Genomic DNA, 16,486 nt, shown 5'->3' on the forward strand with positions numbered 1-16,486 from the left:
TGACTTTTGGCACGCTGTTGAGTTCTCAAGGAACGGACGCTTCCTTCGTACTCACCCTCTCGGGCTTTCCTCCGGGCGCTTCCCTTCGGTCTTGCGTTTCCGACTCTATCAGACCGTTTTCCGATCCGATTTCCTCGGTGCTTTCCAGGTTCCCGCTCCGCTTTCGCTTCGCGTTTCCCTTTCCGGCGATTCCGACTCTATCAGATCTTTTCTCGACCTGATCCCCAGTCAGCGGGGTTTGTCTTCCCGGCCGCTGGGCCGTTCCGACGAGTGAGACTTTAGCGGATTCCGTGCCCCCGAGCGAATCGGGGGCTGCGTCCTTCCGAACGCGGATTCCTCATTCCGTAAATACGCACGACAATGCAACGACGACAGACAGACTGAACGACTGTCGTCGAGTAGGTGTGGACTTGCGGAGTGGCTGCCCGGGGACCGACCGGAGTCGGCTCTCACGTCGGACAACTCGAAGTACCTTACGGACCCCGCCGGGGCGTGTCAACTCATGGCCCGGTGAGGCCTCGGGGCGTACGCTGTTCGTCATGACTACGCGTACGTGTACCCAGCAGTGGTGGCCCGCCTGACGGCGGCCGCGCTCACGTACGCACACAACGGCCGCCGCCTCGGCGGCCGTTCTCGTTTCTCCTCCAGGGACTCCGGGGGCCGGCCGGCCGGGGACGGCGGCCTCGACCGGGAGATGGAGTAGAGATGACAAGGGTCTTCAGCGGGGTCAAGCCGACCGGACACCTGACGCTCGGGAACTACCTGGGTGCCATGCGGCAGTGGGCTGAGGTCGACCAGCACCGCGCGGACGCGCTGTTCTGCGTCGTCGATCTGCACGCGCTCACCGTGGACCATGACCCCGCCCGCGTGCGCAGGCTCAGCCGGCAGGCGGCGACGCTGCTGCTGGCGACCGGCCTCGACCCCGAGCAGTGCACCGTCTTCGTGCAGAGCCACGTGGACGAGCACGCCCGGCTCTCCTACCTCCTGGAGTGCGTGGCCACCGACGGCGAGATGCGGCGGATGATCCAGTACAAGGAGAAATCCGTGCGCGAACAGGGGCGGGGCGGGAGCGTGCGGCTGTCGCTGCTCACGTATCCGGCGCTGATGGCGGCGGACATCCTGGCGTACGGCACCGACGAGGTGCCGGTCGGGGAGGACCAGACGCAGCACGTGGAGCTGGCCCGGGACCTGGCCGTGCGGTTCAACCACCGCTACGGGCACACGTTCGTGGTGCCGAAGGCGACCCCGCCCAACGTGGCGGCACGGGTGATGAACCTCCAGGACCCCACGTCGAAGATGGGAAAGTCGGACGACACGGGGCCGGGCATCGTCTACCTGCTGGACGAGCCCGAGGTCGCGCGGAAGAAGGTCATGCGGGCGGTGACCGACAGCGGGCGGGACGTCGTCTACGACCGGCAGGAGCGGCCCGGGGTCGCGAACCTGCTGGAGATCCTGGCCGCCTGCGAAGGCGGGGACCCGCAGGATTTGAGCGGTGCGTACGAGTCGTACGGCGCCCTGAAGAAGGACGCCGCGGAGGCCGTGGTCGAACTCCTCAGGCCCGTGCAGGAGCGGCACAGGGAGCTGTGCACGGACCCCGGGTATCTGGAGGGGGTGTTGCGGGCGGGTGCGCAGAAGGCCAGGGAGATGGCGCGGCCGACGGTGGACGCGGCGTACCGGGCGATCGGGCTGCTGCCCGCCTGAGGGGCCGGGGCCCGGCGAGCAGCGGGGCCGGGGTCAGTTGTTGCCGGAGGCCAGCTCGCGGCTGCGGTCGCGGGCGGCCTCCAGCGCGGCGATCAGCGCGGCGCGCACTCCGTGGTTCTCGAGTTCGCGGATGGCGTTGATCGTCGTGCCGGCCGGCGAGGTGACGTTCTCGCGGAGCTTGACCGGGTGCTCGCCGCTGTCGCGGAGCATGACGGCGGCGCCGATGGCGGACTGGACGATCAGCTCGTGGGCCTTGTCGCGGGGCAGGCCGAGCAGGATGCCCGCGTCGGTCATGGCCTCGACCAGGTAGAAGAAGTAGGCGGGGCCCGAGCCGGAGAGTGCGGTGCAGGCGTCCTGCTGGGACTCGGGGACGCGGAGCGTCTTGCCGACGGCGCCGAAGATCTCCTCGGCGTGGGCGAGGTGGTCGGCGGTGGCGTAAGTGCCCGGGGAGATCACGGACATGGCCTCGTCGACGAGGGCGGGGGTGTTCGTCATGACGCGGACGACCGGGGTGCCCGCCGCCAGGCGCTCCTCGAAGAAGGACGTGGGGATGCCCGCCGCGCCGCTGATGACGAGGCGGTCCGCCGGGACGTGCGGGGCGAGTTCGTCGAGGAGGGTGCCCATGTCCTGGGGCTTGACCGTGAGGATCAGGGTGTCGGCGCTCTTCGCGGCCTCCACGTTGGTGACCGGGGTGACTCCGTGACGGGCGCGGAGTTCCTCGGCGCGCTCGGGGCGGCGGGCGGTGACCAGGAGGTCGGAGGGGGCCCAGCCGGCCCGGATCACTCCGCTGAGCAGGGCTTCGCCGATCTTGCCGGTGCCGAGGACTGCGACTTTCTGGCTCATGGGGTTCATCCTCGCACCGGCGGTCGGGCGCACGGCGGGTTGTCCGGCAGGCGGGACGTCCGGGGTGGCCGGTGGCGGGCCGAGTGGGTCAGGGCTTGGTGGCGACGAGGAGGAGGACGTCGTAGGTCTCCTCGACGATGCCGTCGGGGAAGACCTCCAGCAGGTGGTCGCGCTCCTGGGTGAAGAAGGCGGTGCGGCGGTCCTCGGGGCAGACCAGGAAGAACGAGTGGCTGCCGATGTTGGCGAGGTGGGCGTCGACGGGGATCCGGCGGCTCCAGCGCAGCTCGCGGCGGGTGAAGTCGAGGCGGCCTGTGGGGTCGGCCAGTTCGGTGCGGGCGGCCCGCTGCTTCTCGGCGGGGATGTCGATGCCGAAGAAGCGGCCGGCGCGGCGGGCGGCCTCGGCGATCCAGTCGATGTCGAGGGCGTTCGTGTTCCACCACAGGGCGAGGGCGCCGCCGGGGCGCAGCACGCGCAGGGCTTCCGGGACGGAGCTGTGCGGGTCTGTCCAGTGCCAGGCCTGGGCGTAGGTGAGGAGGTCGGTGGAGTCGTCGGCGAGGGGGAGCGCGTTGCCGTCGCCGCGTACGAGGGGGATGCCGGGGTGGCCGGCGCGGAACTGGGCGGCCATGCCGTCGCCGGGTTCGACGGCCAGGACCCGGGCGCCGCGTTCGTGCAGCAGGGCGGTGGAGATGCCCGTGCCGGCGCCGATGTCCGCGACGCGCGTGCCGGTGAGCGGGCGGCCGGTGAGGTCTTCGATCGTGTCGAGGAGGGCGGCCGGGTAGGAGGGCCGGTGGGCGGCGTACTGGGCGGCGGCCGCGTCGAAGGAGCGGGCTCGGGCGGCGTGGTCGGCGGCGCCCTGGGCGGGCGAGGCGGGGGCGGTCATGGGCCCATGCTCGTGCAGGGTGCCGCCGGATGGGCGGGATTTCGCGCACCTGGTGTCCCGTGCGGGCCGGGGCGGGCCCCGGCGTGGGTCAGGAGCGGCGGCGCTTCTTGGAGGGGTTGCCGGAGCGGCGGGTGGTGCGGCGTGCGAACTGTTCGCGGGCCTCTTCGTACTCCTGGCGGTGCAGTTTCTCGCCGGGTGCCTCGGTGAGGGAGCGGAAGAAGTAGGCGAGGAGGGTGCCGATGAAGCCGATGGCGAGCAGGCCGCGCAGGGAGGACTGGCGCTCGGGGTCGGGGCGCTTGGTGAAGCCGCCCCAGGTGTGGCCGAAGGCGAGGGCGCTGCACACGGCGAACATGACGACGACCAGGAGGGTGACGAAGGCACCCGAGTTCGCGATCTGGATGCCTTCGAAGGCGAAGCGGAGGACGAAGCAGGCCGCGGCTGCCGCCAGGAGGGAGCCGACGGCGACGCCGGCGCGGCGCAGCGCGTAGCCGTTGTCGTGGTGCACCCAGGTCGTGCCGAAGAAGCGCAGGGGCTCGGGGCGGGGGCCGGTGGCCGTGGAGCCCGCGGGGGTGGCCGGGGTGCCGTTCTCGTCGCTCACGCAACCGATTATGGCGCCCTGGGGCCCGCGGGCTCGGGGCGGGTTCAGGCGCAGCGCGGGGCGACGTAGCCGTCGGCGCCGGTGTAGATGTAGGCGTCGGAGACGTATTCGCCGTTGTCGATGTTGTCCCAGATGCTCGACGTGCCGTAGGGGCCGGTGACCTTGGTGCCGGGCGACTGGCAGTAGATCGGGACCTTGGCTCCGGCGGGCAGGGCCCGCACGATCGGGTATCCGGTGCCGGGGCCGCTGCGGACGTTGAGGCTGACGCCCGGGGCGACCGAGTAGTAGCGCAGGGCCGCGGCCCGGGCCGTGGCGCCCTGCTCGTCGTCTCCGCCTGTCGTCTGCTCGACGTGGTCGACGGACATGGAAGGACTCCCCCCGTTGTGCCCCATGACGTTCATGGGGGCGCGTTGATTCCCCTGAAGCGCGCGATGGAACACGTGTGCGCGACTCGCACGCGAACGCTAGCAACCCTCCTCGGTTCCCTTCGAGTCATCGACTAGGGTCGGTGCGTCGCGCGCGCGGGACGAACAGCACGGGGGTGGTCCATGACGCCACAGCGCAACATCGGAGCGGGCGCGGAAGCGGAACTTCCGGAGTACGCCGGGCACTATCGGCTGGAGTCCCGGCTCGGCTCCGGTGGCATGGGGGTCGTGCACCTGGCCCGCAGTACGTCGGGGCTGAAGCTCGCGGTCAAGGTCGTGCACGCGGAGTTCGCCAGGGATCCGGAGTTCAGAGGGCGTTTCCGGCAGGAGGTGGCGGCGGCCCGCAGGGTCAGCGGCGCCTTCACCGCGCCGGTGGTCGACGCCGACCCGGAGGCCGGGCGGCCGTGGATGGCCACCTTGTTCATCCCGGGGCCCACGCTCGCCGAGGAGGTGAAGCGGAACGGTCCGATGGCACCGGCGCAGTTGCGGCGGCTGATGGCCGGTCTCGCCGAGGCGCTGCGCGACATCCATCGGGTGGGCGTCGTCCACCGTGATCTCAAGCCGAGCAACGTCCTGCTCGCCGGGGACGGGCCGAAGGTCATCGACTTCGGCATCTCGCGGCCGAAGGACAGCGAGCTGCGGACCGAGACCGGCAAGTTGATAGGCACGCCGCCGTTCATGGCGCCCGAGCAGTTCCGGCGCCCGCGGGAGGTCGGTCCGGCCGCCGACATCTTCACGCTCGGGTCGGTGCTGGTGCACGCGTCGACGGGGCGTGGTCCGTTCGACTCGGACAGCCCGTACGTGGTGGCGTACCAGGTCGTGCATGACGAGCCGGATCTGAGCGGCGTACCGGAGGATCTGGCTCCGCTGGTGCTGCGCTGTCTGGCGAAGGAGCCGGAGGACCGGCCGACCCCGGACGAGTTGATGCGGGAGCTGCGGTCGGTGGCGGCCTCGTACGACACCCAGTTGTTCATACCGCCGCAGCGGACGGGCGCGGCGGAGGCACCGGCACCAGCACCAGCACCGGCGGAGCCCGGCACCGGGGAGGCGGAGTCCGGCGGCGGGGACGCGGAGTCCCGCGGCGGGCAGCCGGTGCGGCGCGCGGGCCGGCGTCCGGGGCGGCGGCTGGGCAGGCGGCTGGCGCTGGCGGCGGGGGTGTGCGGGCTGGTCGTGGGCGGGACGCTCGCGTCGGTGGAGGCGTTCGGCGGCGGGACGCCGCAGCGGGACGAGGGGGCGCGGACCGCCTCGGCCGCGTTCAGCGGGTGGCAGGCACGGCCGGTGCCGGGGGGCGGTGGCGCGCCGCACTGCGCCGCCGCGCCCGGGCGGCTCGTCTGTGCCGGGCCGCGGCTGGTCTTCGCCCTCGATCCGGCGGACGGCAAGGTGCTGTGGCGGCGCCCCGTGGCGGTGGCGCCGGCCAGTGGTGCCCCGCTGATGTCGGGGGGCCTCGTGCTGCCGCCGGCCGGCGGGGACGGCGTTCTGCGGGCGCTGGATCCCCGTTCGGGGCAGGTGCGCTGGCAGCGTGACGTATCGGCGTACGAGGCGATGCGGTGCGCCGGGGACATGCTGCTGCTCACCGGGGCGGACGGCGTGGTGACCGGGGTGGACGGCCGGTCGGGCGGGACGCGGTGGCGGCGGCGCGTGCCCGGCCTGGGCGAGCCGTACTTCACGGCGTTCGCCGGTGATCCGCTGGCGTACGCGACGAGCCCTTCGGGCGACGGGAAGGGCACGCGGGTGACGGCCGTCGATCCGCGCACGGGTGCCGTGCGCTGGCAGGCGCGGCTGGAGGGGACGCTGCGGCCCTTCGGCTCGGCCGGCGGGTCCCTGTTCCTCCAGTCCGTGGACGGGGTCTACGGCGACACGCGCGCGGTGGTCCGCTACTCCCCCGGTGCCGGTGCCGTGCGCCGGGTGGCGCTGGGGGTGCCGCTCCAGCAGGCGCATGCCACGGTCCGCGGTGAGGTGGTCCACCTGATGTCCGCCGGTGGTTCGCTGACGGCCGTCGACATGGCCGCGGGCCGGCAGCTGTGGTCCCTGGAGACGTCGGTGAGCCGCGGTTCGGCGCCGGTGGCCGACGCGCGGTACGTGTACGTCCTGTCGGCGGACGGGCGGCTGCTGGCCGTGGACGCGGGCCGGGGTGTGCTGGTGGGTCAGACGGTGGCGCGGCTGGGTGCGGGCGCGGACCGGGTCGCCGCCTCGGTCCCGCAGCCGGTGCCGGCCGCCGGTCATGTCTACGCGGGTGCCCCCGACGGCTCCGTCTTCGCCGTGGACGCGCGCGACCCGTCCGCCTGGTGACGCGCGAAGGGGCCGCTCCCGGTGGGAGCGGCCCCTCGTGCAGGTCGGCGGATCGGCGGATCAGCCCAGCTTGGAGACGTCGCGGACGGCGCCCTTGTCCGCGCTGGTGGCCATCGCGGCGTAGGCGCGCAGGGCCGCCGAGACCTTGCGGTCGCGGTCCTTGGGGGCGTACGCGCCGTTCAGGGCCTGCTCGCGGCGGGACAGCTCCTCCTCGTCCACCAGGAGTTCGATGGAGCGGTTCGGGATGTCGATGCGGATGCGGTCGCCGTTCTCGACGAGGGCGATGGTGCCTCCGGAGGCCGCCTCGGGCGAGGCGTGGCCGATGGACAGGCCCGAGGTGCCGCCGGAGAAGCGGCCGTCCGTGATCAGCGCGCAGCTCTTGCCGAGGCCGCGGCCCTTCAGGTACGAGGTCGGGTAGAGCATCTCCTGCATGCCGGGGCCGCCCTTGGGGCCCTCGTAGCGGATGACGACGACGTCGCCCTCCTCGACCTGCTGGGTGAGGATCTTCTGGACGGCCTCCTCCTGCGACTCGCAGACGACGGCCGGGCCCTCGAAGGTCCAGATGGACTCGTCGACACCGGCGGTCTTCACCACGCAGCCGTCCACGGCGAGGTTGCCCTTGAGGACCGCGAGGCCGCCGTCCTTGGAGTAGGCGTGCTCGATGGAGCGGATGCAGCCGCCCTCGGCGTCGGTGTCCAGGGCCTCCCAGCGCTCGGACTGGGAGAAGGCCTCGGCGGAGCGGACGCAGCCGGGGGCCGCGTGCCACAGCTCGACGGCCTCGGGGGACGGGGAGCCGCCGCGGACGTCCCAGGTCTTGAGCCAGTCCGCCAGGGAGGGGCTGTGCACGGAGTGCACGTCCTCGTTGAGCAGGCCGGCCCGGTGCAGTTCGCCGAGGAGGGCGGGGATGCCGCCGGCGCGGTGCACGTCCTCCATGTAGTACGTGCGGTCCTTGGCGATGTTCGGGGCGACCTTGGCCAGGCAGGGGACGCGGCGGGAGACTGCGTCGATCTCGGTCAGGCCGAAGGGGACGCCGGCCTCCTGGGCGGCGGCCAGCAGGTGCAGGATCGTGTTGGTCGAGCCGCCCATCGCGATGTCCAGGGCCATGGCGTTCTCGAAGGCCGCGAAGGTGGCGATGTTGCGCGGCAGGACCGTGTCGTCGTCCTGCTCGTAGTGGCGGCGGGTGATGTCCATGACCGTGCGGGCCGCGTTCTCGTAGAGGGTGCGGCGGGCGGTGTGGGTGGCGAGGACCGAGCCGTTGCCGGGCAGGGAGAGGCCGATGGCCTCGGTGAGGCAGTTCATCGAGTTGGCGGTGAACATGCCGGAGCAGCTGCCGCAGGTCGGACAGGCGTTCTCCTCGATGCGGAGCATGTCCTCGTCGGAGACCTTGTCGTTGGCGGCCTCGGACATCGCGTCGATCAGGTCGAGCGTGCGCACGGTGCCGTCGACCAGCGTGGCGCGGCCGGCCTCCATGGGCCCGCCGGAGACGAAGACCGTCGGGATGTTCAGGCGCAGGGCGGCCATCAGCATGCCGGGGGTGATCTTGTCGCAGTTGGAGATGCAGACCAGGGCGTCGGCGCAGTGCGCCTCGACCATGTACTCGACGCTGTCGGCGATCAGGTCCCGCGAGGGCAGCGAGTAGAGCATGCCGCCGTGGCCCATCGCGATGCCGTCGTCGACGGCGATGGTGTTGAACTCGCGCGGGATGCCGCCCGCCTCGCGGACCGCCTCGCTGACGATCCGGCCGACCGGCGACAGGTGGGTGTGGCCGGGCACGAACTCGGTGAAGCTGTTGGCGATCGCGATGATCGGCTTCCGGCCGATGTCCGCGCCGGGTACACCGGAGGCACGCATAAGGGCGCGGGCGCCCGCCATGTTGCGGCCGTGGGTGACTGTGCGGGACCTCAGCTCGGGCATCGTCGCTCGCTCCTTCGGAGAGTTCTGACTGAGTCGAGCGTACGCCGGTCATCCAGGGTGCGGGACGCGGTGTCCGCGATACGGGACGGATGTCTCGGGGTGCGGGGGCGTACGCGGGGGCTTGGGTGCGTGCGTGCTTGGGGGGCGTGGGGCAGGCGGGTGAGGCGTGAGGAGCGCGGGTGCGCGGCGCGACGGAGGGGCGGCGGGTCGGGCGTGCGGCGCCGCCGGGTCAGCGTCGGGACACCCCCGCCGTCGACGCCAGGTGGAGCCGGGCGAAGGCGAGTGCCTCGGCGAGGTCCGCCTCGCGCTCGGCGCCGGACATGGCGCGGCGGGTGTTGACCTCGATGACGACATGACCGTCGAAACCGGAGCCCGCCAGCCGTTCCAGCAGCTCGGCGCAGGGCTGTCCGCCGCGTCCGGGCACCAGGTGCTCGTCCTTCGCCGAGCCCTTGCCGTCGGCGAGGTGGACGTGGCCGAGGCGGTCGCCCATGCGGTCCACCATCCCGAGCGCGTCGGTACGGGCCGTCGCCGCGTGGCTGAGATCGATCGTGAAGTGCCGGTAGTCGTCCTTGGTGACGTCCCAGTCGGGGGCGTAGGCGAGCATCTCGCGGTCGCGGTAGCGCCAGGGGTACATGTTCTCCACGGCGAAGCGCACATCGGTCTCGTCCGCCATCCGCCAGATTCCACTGACGAAGTCGCGGGCGTACTGGCGCTGCCAGCGGAACGGCGGGTGCACGACGACCGTGCTCGCGCCGAGCTTCTCCGCCGCCGCCCGGGCACGCTGGAGCTTGACCCAGGGGTCGGTGGACCACACCCGCTGCGTGATCAGCAGACACGGGGCGTGCACGGCCAGGATCGGTATCCCGTGGTGGTCGCTGAGCCTGCGCAGCGCGTCGATGTCCTGGCTGACCGGGTCGGTCCACACCATGACCTCGACGCCGTCGTAACCGAGGCGCGCGGCGATCTCGAAGGCCGTCGCCGTGGACTCCGGATACACGGAGGCCGTCGACAGGGCGACCTTCGCATTCGGGATGCGCACGACGGGTTCCACCACGGATGACAGGTTACGGGGTGCGCCGGCGATCCCGGCGTGAGCCGGCTCACCGCGACCGGTTCGGGGCCCCGCGCCCGTGTTCCCGGCGCGCGCCCCGCGACCTGCGCCGAAGCGCCGGTGACCTGCGCCCGCGACGGCGGCGCTGCCCGGTGTCCGAGGAAGGGCCGGTGAGCAGGCTCACGCGGCCGTGCCCCGCTGCGGCCGTGCCCCGCTGGTGCCGGTCACAGCACTAGGCCGTACCCATGTGGTCCAGGCGCCGCAGGATCACTCCCTCGCGCAGGGCCCAGGGACAGATCTCCAGGCGTTCCACCCCGAAGAGGTCCATCGCGCCCTCGGCGACCAGCGCCCCGGCCAGGAGCTGGCTCGCACGGCCGTCGGAGACGCCGGGCAGTTCGGCGCGCTCGTCGGTCGTCATCGCCGCGAGACGCGGCACCCACGCCTCCAGCGACTCGCGTTTCAGCTCGCGCTGCACGTACAGGCCCTCGGCGGAGCGCGCGGCCCCGGCGATGCGGGCGAGCTGCCGGAACGTCTTGGAGGTGGCGACCACGTGATCGGGGGCGCCGAAGCGGCTGAACTCGCCGACCGTCCGCGCGATCTGTGCACGCACGTGGCGGCGCAGCGCCCTGACGGCCTCCGGGTCGGGCGGGTCACCGGGCAGCCAGCCGGCGGTGAGCCGTCCCGCGCCCAGCGGCAGGGACGCGGCGGCATCGGGTTCCTCGTCGATGCCGTAGGCGACCTCCAGAGAGCCGCCGCCGATGTCCAGCACGAGCAGTTTCCCGGCGGACCAGCCGAACCAGCGGCGGGCGGCGAGGAAGGTGAGGCGGGCCTCCTCCGCCCCGCTGAGCACCTGGAGGCGGACGCCGGTTCCGGCCTGCACGCGCGCGAGGACGTCGTCGGCGTTGCCCGCCTCGCGCACGGCGGAGGTCGCGAACGGCAGCAGGTCCTCCACGCCCTTGTCCTCGGCGGCCTGGATCGCGTCCTGGACCACCGTGATCAGCCGGTCGACCCCCTCGGAGCCGATCGCGCCGTCCTCGTCGAGGAGCTGGGCGAGGCGCAGCTCCACCTTGTGCGAGTGCGCGGGCAGCGGGCGGGCACCGGGGTGCGCGTCGACCACCAGCAGATGCACCGTGTTCGAACCCACGTCGAGGACACCGAGTCTCATGTACGGAACGCTACTGCCCCCTGGGCCGGGGCGGCACGGGTCCGGCGCCCGCCCGGCACACGGTGGGGCGACTTACCCTGGACGCGTGTCAAAGACGAAGAAGGCGAAGACCGGTGCATCGGCGGCCTCGGAGCCGGACGAGAAGCGGCTGGACTTCGCGCGCGCGTGGGTGGAGTTCCCGGACCCTGCGGACGACGAGCAGGTCTTCCGCTGCGATCTGACGTGGCTGACCTCCCGCTGGACCTGCATCTTCGGCAGCGGCTGCCAGGGCATCCAGGCGGGCCGCGCGGACGACGGGTGCTGCACGCTGGGCGCGCACTTCTCCGACGAGGAGGACGAGCAGCGGGTCGCCGCTCACGTGGCCAGGCTCACCCCGGACATCTGGCAGAACCACGCCGAGGGCATGGAGAACGGCTGGGTGTCCGAGGACGAGGAGGGATCGCGGCAGACCCGTCCTTTCCAGGGCTCCTGCATCTTCCAGAACCGGCCCGGGTTCTCCGGCGGCATGGGCTGCTCGCTGCACATCCTGGCGCTCCGGGAGGGCCGTGAGCCGCTGGAGACCAAGCCGGACGTGTGCTGGCAGCTGCCGATCCGGCGAACCTTCGAGTGGATCGACCGCCCCGACGACACCCGCGTGCTCCAGGTGTCGATCGGGGAGTACGACCGCCGGGGCTGGGGTCCGGGGGGTCACGACCTGCACTGGTGGTGCACCTCGGCCACGTCGGCGCACGGCGCGGGCGACCCGGTGTACGTCTCCTACCGGGCCGAGCTGACCGAGCTGATGGGCAAGGAGGGCTACGACCGGCTGGTCGAGCTGTGCGAGGAGCGTCTCGCCTCCGGGCTGCCGCTGCTCGCCGCGCACCCGGCGGATCCGGCGAGCCCGGCGGGTCCGGCCGACCGGGCCTGAGGGGGAGCGACCGGGCCCCCGGGGGGCGGCAGCGCTCCGACCTCAGCCCACCCACCGGGTCCCCGGGGGGGCGGCAGCGCTCCGACCTCAGCCCACCCCCCCTCGTGGCCGGCCCTCAGCTCCCGGTGGGGCTCGGGGTTCCGCTGCCGCCGGAGGGCGGCGGTGAGCCGCCCGGGTCGGACGGGGACGTCCCGGTGGGCGTCGGGGTCGGGCCGGTGGACGGCGGCTCGGTCGGGGGTGTGCCGGACGGCTGCGTGGGGGTCGGGGTGGGCGAGCGCGGGTCGCCGGTCGGTGTCGGGTCCGCCGGGCGCGTGGGACGGGGGACGGACGGGCTGGGCGCCCGGCCCTGGCCGTCGATGGAGACCACCGCTCCGGCCGGCGCGATCGCCACCCGTGCGCTCCAGGGACCGGACGGCTCGCGGAGCTGGTCGACGTACACCTTGATCGTCACCGACTCGCCCGGCTCCAGGGTGCCCGCGGAGCGGCTGAGGTAGAGCCAGGGCGCTCCCGTGGACGCGGACCAGTGGACCGGCTCGGCACCGGACGCCGTGAGCGTGACGAGGGTGGTGTCGCCGGTGCCGGTGGCGGTCACCGTCAGCCGGCCGCCCGCGCGGCCGGCCCCCGCGGCGCCGAGGACCTCCACCGAGACGTCCGGTGCGGCGCCCTGGTCGGTACGGGCACCGGGGCCGGTGCCCGTGTCGCCGGTGTTCTCGTAGCCGCCGCTCTCCTCGCCGACCAGCGCTCCGGAGTCGTGTCCCTCACGCGCGGTGGCGGAGGGACCGCCCTGCCCCTCGCCGGTCGGTGTGCTCCGGTAGGCGGCCCACAGGGCCAGTACGGGAGCGGCGACCACGGTGGCGACGACCGTCGTCGTGACGGCACGCGCGCGTAGACGGTCCCTGCGGGCCGCGCGGTCCTTGGGGTCCATCGGGAATCCCCGCCGGTCCAGGCGCGGGACGGTGCCCCGCGCGCGCGAGGGGTGCGCCATGGCCAGGGCCACCGCCGTGCGGGGCGCCGGCAGGACGGGCAGTTCCGCGGGGGTCACACAGGCGCCGGGCCAGCGGGCCGGGTGCGCGCGCTCGGCGGTGCGGCGGCAGCGCGGGCAGTCGTCGACGTGCCGGACGAGTTCGCGGCGCAGCGCCGTGCCGAGCACGAACCCGCCGTCACCGGTGAGGGCGGCCACACCCGGGCAGCCGCCCGCCTCGGCGACGGCGAGCGCGGCGCGGGTGCGCTCCACCTCGCAGGCGGCGGCGGCGAGCAGTTCCCGGGCGGCGGCGAGGCTCATGCCGAGCACGGCGGCGACCTCGTGGCCGGCGAGGTGGTGGCGGACGGCGAGTTCGAGCGCCTCGCGCTGCTCCGGGGTGGTGCCGGCGGCCTCCGGCCAGGCCAGCAGGGCGAGTTCGCGGCGGCGGCGCTCCTGGACGTCCTCGGGGACGGACGGGACGGTGGCGGGCTCCGCGCGCCGCCGGGAACCGCCGTGGCGGCCCCCGGCGTGCGTGGCCTGACGTTTCTGCTTGGCCTCGGCCAGCTCCCGCAGACAGGCCCAGCGGGCCAGCGCGTACAGCCAGGCCCTGCGCTCACCCGCGCTCTGCGGCACGCGCGGCGCACGCCGCTCGGCGAACGCGAGCGCGTCGCCGAGGGCGGTGGTCGCCGCGTCGTGGTCGCACAGCACGGCCAGGCAGTAGGTGAACAGGCCGTCGAGGTAGGGCTCGTAGGCGCCGGGCGGGTGCTGCGCCAGGGTGCGTGCGGCAGCACGGTCGCGCGCCTCGCGGTGCGCCCGGTACTCACCGGTCGCACGCGTCGTACGGTCCGTACGGGTCGAGGTCTCCGGGCTGCTGCTCATCACCTGTGCGACCGTAGGCGGCGGAGGTTCGTCCGTTCTTCCCCGTTGCGCACTTTTAATCCATACGGGTGAAACGATCCCTCATACGGGGACGGGAGGGGGTGCTCCCCTCCTTCGGGCACGCTCGTTCGATGCCGTTCGAGTCCCTGAGGGGCGGGCCGGCCGCCGCGCTTCCGGCGTTGTCAGTGCCGCCGGTTACGGTTTCGTGCATGGCTGCCCGTACGAAGACCACCAAGGACCGCCCGTCCTACCGCTGCACCGAATGCGGCTGGCAGACGGCCAAGTGGCTCGGCCGCTGCCCCGAGTGCCAGGCCTGGGGCACGGTCGAGGAGTACGGCACGCCCGCGGTCCGCACGACGGCTCCGGGCCGCGTCACCAGCTCCGCCCTGCCCATCGGCCAGGTCGACGGGCGCCAGGCGACCGCCCGCTCGACCGGTGTGCCCGAGCTGGACCGCGTGCTGGGCGGCGGGCTGGTCCCCGGCGCCGTCGTCCTGCTCGCCGGTGAGCCCGGCGTCGGCAAGTCCACGCTGCTGCTGGACGTGGCCGCCAAGGCGGCGAGCGACGAGCACCGCACGCTGTACGTCACGGGTGAGGAGTCCGCGAGCCAGGTCCGGCTGCGCGCCGACCGCATCGGCGCCCTGGACGACCACCTCTACCTCGCCGCCGAGACCGATCTGGCCGCCGTCCTCGGGCACTTGGACGCGGTGAAGCCCTCGCTGCTGATCCTCGACTCGGTGCAGACGGTGGCCTCCCCCGAGATCGACGGCGCGCCCGGCGGCATGGCGCAGGTGCGCGAGGTGGCCGGGGCGCTGATCCGCGCCTCCAAGGAGCGCGGTATGTCCACTCTGCTGGTGGGCCATGTCACCAAGGACGGCGCGATCGCGGGCCCGCGCCTGCTGGAGCACCTGGTGGACGTGGTGCTCCACTTCGAGGGCGACCGGCACGCGCGCCTGCGCCTGGTCCGCGGCGTCAAGAACCGCTACGGCGCCACCGACGAGGTGGGTTGCTTCGAGCTGCACGACGAGGGCATCACGGGCCTGGCCGACCCCAGCGGCCTGTTCCTGACCCGCCGCGCCGAGCCGGTGCCCGGCACCTGCCTGACCGTGACCCTGGAGGGCCGCCGCCCGCTGGTCGCCGAGGTGCAGGCGCTCACGGTGGACTCCCAGATCCCCTCGCCACGGCGTACGACGTCGGGCCTGGAGACCTCCCGGGTGTCGATGATGCTGGCCGTGCTGGAGCAGCGCGGCCGGATCAGCGCGCTGGGCAAGCGGGACATCTACTCGGCGACGGTCGGCGGGGTGAAGCTGTCCGAGCCCGCCGCCGACCTCGCGATCGCGCTCGCGCTGGCCTCGGCGGCGAGCGACACCCCGTTGCCGAAGAACCTCGTGGCGATCGGCGAGGTGGGCCTGGCGGGCGAGGTCAGACGGGTCACGGGCGTGCAGCGCCGGCTCTCGGAGGCGCACCGCCTGGGGTTCACGCACGCCCTGGTGCCGGGCGACCCGGGCAAGGTCCCGGCCGGGATGAAGGTCCTGGAAGTGGCCGACATGGGGGACGCGCTGCGGGTCCTGCCGCGCTCGCGTCGCCGAGAGGCCCCGCGGGAGCAGGAGGACCGCCGGTAGACTTTGCCCTGGTCCCGCCCGTCCGTACGAACCCAGTGTGCGAAACGGGAGCGCCAGAAGAACCTGCGACCGGAGGAGTGCAGTGGCAGCCAACGACCGGGCAGCAGCTCCCGGAAAGTCCGGTGGGAGCTCCGGCGCCGATGGCCTGATGCGCGCCTCACTGAGCGCCGTGGCACCCGGCACGGCCCTGCGGGACGGACTGGAGCGGGTGCTCCGCGGCAACACCGGCGGGCTGATCGTGCTGGGCTCCGACAAGACCGTGGAGACGATGTGCACGGGCGGCTTCGTCCTGGACGTCGAGTTCACGGCGACGCGGCTGCGGGAGCTGTGCAAGCTGGACGGCGGCATCGTGCTGTCCTCGGACCTGTCGAAGATCCTGCGGGCGGGCGTGCAGCTGGTGCCGGACCCGACGATCCCGACGGAGGAGACCGGCACCCGGCACCGAACGGCGGACCGGGTCAGCAAGCAGGTCGGCTTCCCGGTGGTCTCCGTCTCCCAGTCGATGCGGCTGATCGCCCTCTACGTCGACGGGCAGCGCCGGGTCCTGGAGGACTCCGCGGCGATCCTCTCCCGCGCCAACCAGGCCCTGGCGACCCTGGAGCGCTACAAGCTGCGCCTGGACGAGGTCGCGGGCACGCTGTCGGCGCTGGAGATCGAGGACCTGGTGACGGTCCGGGACGTCTCGGCGGTCGCCCAGCGCCTGGAGATGGTGCGCCGCATCGCCACCGAGATCGCCGAGTACGTGGTGGAGCTCGGCACCGACGGCCGTCTCCTCGCGCTCCAGCTGGACGAGTTGATCGCGGGCGTGGAGCCCGAGCGCGAACTGGTCGTCCGGGACTACGTCCCCGAGCCCACGGCCAAGCGTTCCCGCACGGTCGAGGAGGCCCTGGCCGAGCTGGACAAGCTCTCGCACGCGGAGTTGCTGGAGATGTCCACCGTGGCCCGCGCGCTGGGCTACACCGGCTCGCCCGAGACCCTCGACTCGGCGGTCTCCCCGCGCGGCTTCCGCCTGCTGGCCAAGGTCCCGCGGCTGCCCGGTGCCATCATCGACCGCCTGGTCGAGCACTTCGGCGGCCTGCAGAAGCTGCTCGCGGCCAGCGTCGACGACCTCCAGACGGTGGACGGCGTGGGCGAGGCCCGTGCCCGCAGCGTCCGCGAGGGCCTGTCCCGGCTGGCGGAGTCGTCGATCCTGGAGCGGTACGTCTAGTGCTGTGACCGGGATGGTTCACCGTGATCGGAAGGCGGCTCGCGGGA

At 73.2% G+C, this 16,486-nt stretch carries 14 protein-coding genes; 6 read left to right on the forward strand and 8 right to left on the reverse strand.

What is annotated here, in order from left to right; translation table 11 throughout:
• Window positions 1-553 precede the first annotated feature (553 nt).
• Window positions 554-703, forward strand: a complete 150-nt coding sequence (locus tag AB0G56_RS20045; protein WP_360970908.1) for a hypothetical protein — start codon at window positions 554-556, stop codon at window positions 701-703.
• Window positions 704-705: 2 nt separating this feature from the next.
• Complete coding sequence (gene trpS / locus AB0G56_RS20050; RefSeq protein WP_360970910.1) at window positions 706-1,701, forward strand: tryptophan--tRNA ligase; 996 nt, start codon at window positions 706-708, stop codon at window positions 1,699-1,701.
• Window positions 1,702-1,734: 33 nt separating this feature from the next.
• On the opposite strand, the gene proC is transcribed toward trpS, so the two are convergent.
• From proC to AB0G56_RS20070, 4 genes are all read right to left on the reverse strand, one after another.
• Complete coding sequence (gene proC / locus AB0G56_RS20055; RefSeq protein ID WP_360970912.1) at window positions 1,735-2,544, reverse strand: pyrroline-5-carboxylate reductase; 810 nt, start codon at window positions 2,542-2,544, stop codon at window positions 1,735-1,737.
• An 88-nt stretch (window positions 2,545-2,632) separates the two neighbouring features.
• A complete protein-coding gene (locus AB0G56_RS20060; RefSeq protein ID WP_360970914.1) occupies window positions 2,633-3,424 on the reverse strand; it encodes a class I SAM-dependent methyltransferase in 792 nt (263 codons plus the stop codon).
• Between the two features lie 88 nt (window positions 3,425-3,512).
• Window positions 3,513-4,022 (reverse strand): EamA/RhaT family transporter, encoded by a 510-nt coding sequence (locus AB0G56_RS20065; RefSeq protein WP_360970916.1) that lies wholly within the window; start codon window positions 4,020-4,022, stop codon window positions 3,513-3,515.
• A gap of 44 nt (window positions 4,023-4,066) precedes the next feature.
• The gene (locus AB0G56_RS20070) at window positions 4,067-4,387 is read right to left on the reverse strand and encodes an SH3 domain-containing protein (protein WP_360970918.1); all 321 of its coding nucleotides are present in this window, start codon (window positions 4,385-4,387) and stop codon (window positions 4,067-4,069) included.
• A 183-nt stretch (window positions 4,388-4,570) separates the two neighbouring features.
• On the opposite strand from AB0G56_RS20070, the gene AB0G56_RS20075 reads away from it, so the two are divergent.
• Window positions 4,571-6,736 carry a serine/threonine-protein kinase gene (locus tag AB0G56_RS20075; protein WP_360970920.1) on the forward strand — a complete coding sequence of 722 codons (2,166 nt, stop codon included), beginning with the start codon at window positions 4,571-4,573 and terminating at the stop codon, window positions 6,734-6,736.
• 60 nt (window positions 6,737-6,796) lie between these two features.
• Here AB0G56_RS20075 and ilvD read toward each other — a convergent pair whose 3' ends face one another.
• The 3 genes from ilvD to AB0G56_RS20090 form a co-directional block, all read right to left on the reverse strand.
• Window positions 6,797-8,650, reverse strand: coding sequence for a dihydroxy-acid dehydratase (gene ilvD, locus AB0G56_RS20080; protein WP_360970921.1), 1,854 nt, complete (start codon window positions 8,648-8,650; stop codon window positions 6,797-6,799).
• Window positions 8,651-8,879: 229 nt separating this feature from the next.
• Window positions 8,880-9,704 carry a sugar phosphate isomerase/epimerase gene (locus tag AB0G56_RS20085; protein WP_360970923.1) on the reverse strand — a complete coding sequence of 275 codons (825 nt, stop codon included), beginning with the start codon at window positions 9,702-9,704 and terminating at the stop codon, window positions 8,880-8,882.
• Window positions 9,705-9,933: 229 nt separating this feature from the next.
• On the reverse strand, window positions 9,934-10,866 hold the full coding sequence (locus AB0G56_RS20090) for a Ppx/GppA phosphatase family protein (RefSeq protein WP_360970925.1): 933 nt from the start codon (window positions 10,864-10,866) through the stop codon (window positions 9,934-9,936).
• 85 nt (window positions 10,867-10,951) lie between these two features.
• On the opposite strand from AB0G56_RS20090, the gene AB0G56_RS20095 reads away from it, so the two are divergent.
• A complete protein-coding gene (locus tag AB0G56_RS20095; RefSeq protein ID WP_360970927.1) occupies window positions 10,952-11,773 on the forward strand; it encodes a hypothetical protein in 822 nt (273 codons plus the stop codon).
• Between the two features lie 115 nt (window positions 11,774-11,888).
• Here the strand turns inward: AB0G56_RS20095 and AB0G56_RS20100 are convergent, their stop codons facing one another.
• Window positions 11,889-13,613 (reverse strand): hypothetical protein, encoded by a 1,725-nt coding sequence (locus tag AB0G56_RS20100; RefSeq protein ID WP_360970929.1) that lies wholly within the window; start codon window positions 13,611-13,613, stop codon window positions 11,889-11,891.
• Between the two features lie 209 nt (window positions 13,614-13,822).
• Between AB0G56_RS20100 and radA the strand changes: the two genes are divergently transcribed.
• Together radA and disA are read left to right on the forward strand one after the other, a co-directional pair.
• Window positions 13,823-15,232: a DNA repair protein RadA gene (gene radA / locus AB0G56_RS20105; RefSeq protein WP_360970931.1), complete on the forward strand. Its 1,410-nt coding sequence runs from the start codon at window positions 13,823-13,825 to the stop codon at window positions 15,230-15,232.
• A gap of 82 nt (window positions 15,233-15,314) precedes the next feature.
• The gene (gene disA / locus AB0G56_RS20110) at window positions 15,315-16,439 is read left to right on the forward strand and encodes a DNA integrity scanning diadenylate cyclase DisA (protein WP_026252689.1); all 1,125 of its coding nucleotides are present in this window, start codon (window positions 15,315-15,317) and stop codon (window positions 16,437-16,439) included.
• Window positions 16,440-16,486: the final 47 nt, after the last annotated feature.

This window comes from Streptomyces sp. NPDC021356 (genome assembly GCF_040641015.1).
Classification (GTDB): Bacteria; Actinomycetota; Actinomycetes; order Streptomycetales; family Streptomycetaceae; genus Streptomyces.

What these genes read in the sequence shown, in the direction of transcription:
- trpS (WP_360970910.1), top strand. Translation starts at nt 706, where the DNA reads ATGACAAGGGTCTTCAGCGGGGTCAAGCCGACCGGACACCTGACGCTC.
- proC (WP_360970912.1), bottom strand. Translation starts at nt 2,544, where the DNA reads ATGAGCCAGAAAGTCGCAGTCCTCGGCACCGGCAAGATCGGCGAAGCC.
- AB0G56_RS20060 (WP_360970914.1), bottom strand. Translation starts at nt 3,424, where the DNA reads ATGACCGCCCCCGCCTCGCCCGCCCAGGGCGCCGCCGACCACGCCGCC.
- AB0G56_RS20070 (WP_360970918.1), bottom strand. Translation starts at nt 4,387, where the DNA reads ATGTCCGTCGACCACGTCGAGCAGACGACAGGCGGAGACGACGAGCAG.
- AB0G56_RS20075 (WP_360970920.1), top strand. Translation starts at nt 4,571, where the DNA reads ATGACGCCACAGCGCAACATCGGAGCGGGCGCGGAAGCGGAACTTCCG.
- ilvD (WP_360970921.1), bottom strand. Translation starts at nt 8,650, where the DNA reads ATGCCCGAGCTGAGGTCCCGCACAGTCACCCACGGCCGCAACATGGCG.
- AB0G56_RS20090 (WP_360970925.1), bottom strand. Translation starts at nt 10,866, where the DNA reads ATGAGACTCGGTGTCCTCGACGTGGGTTCGAACACGGTGCATCTGCTG.
- AB0G56_RS20100 (WP_360970929.1), bottom strand. Translation starts at nt 13,613, where the DNA reads ATGAGCAGCAGCCCGGAGACCTCGACCCGTACGGACCGTACGACGCGT.
- radA (WP_360970931.1), top strand. Translation starts at nt 13,823, where the DNA reads ATGGCTGCCCGTACGAAGACCACCAAGGACCGCCCGTCCTACCGCTGC.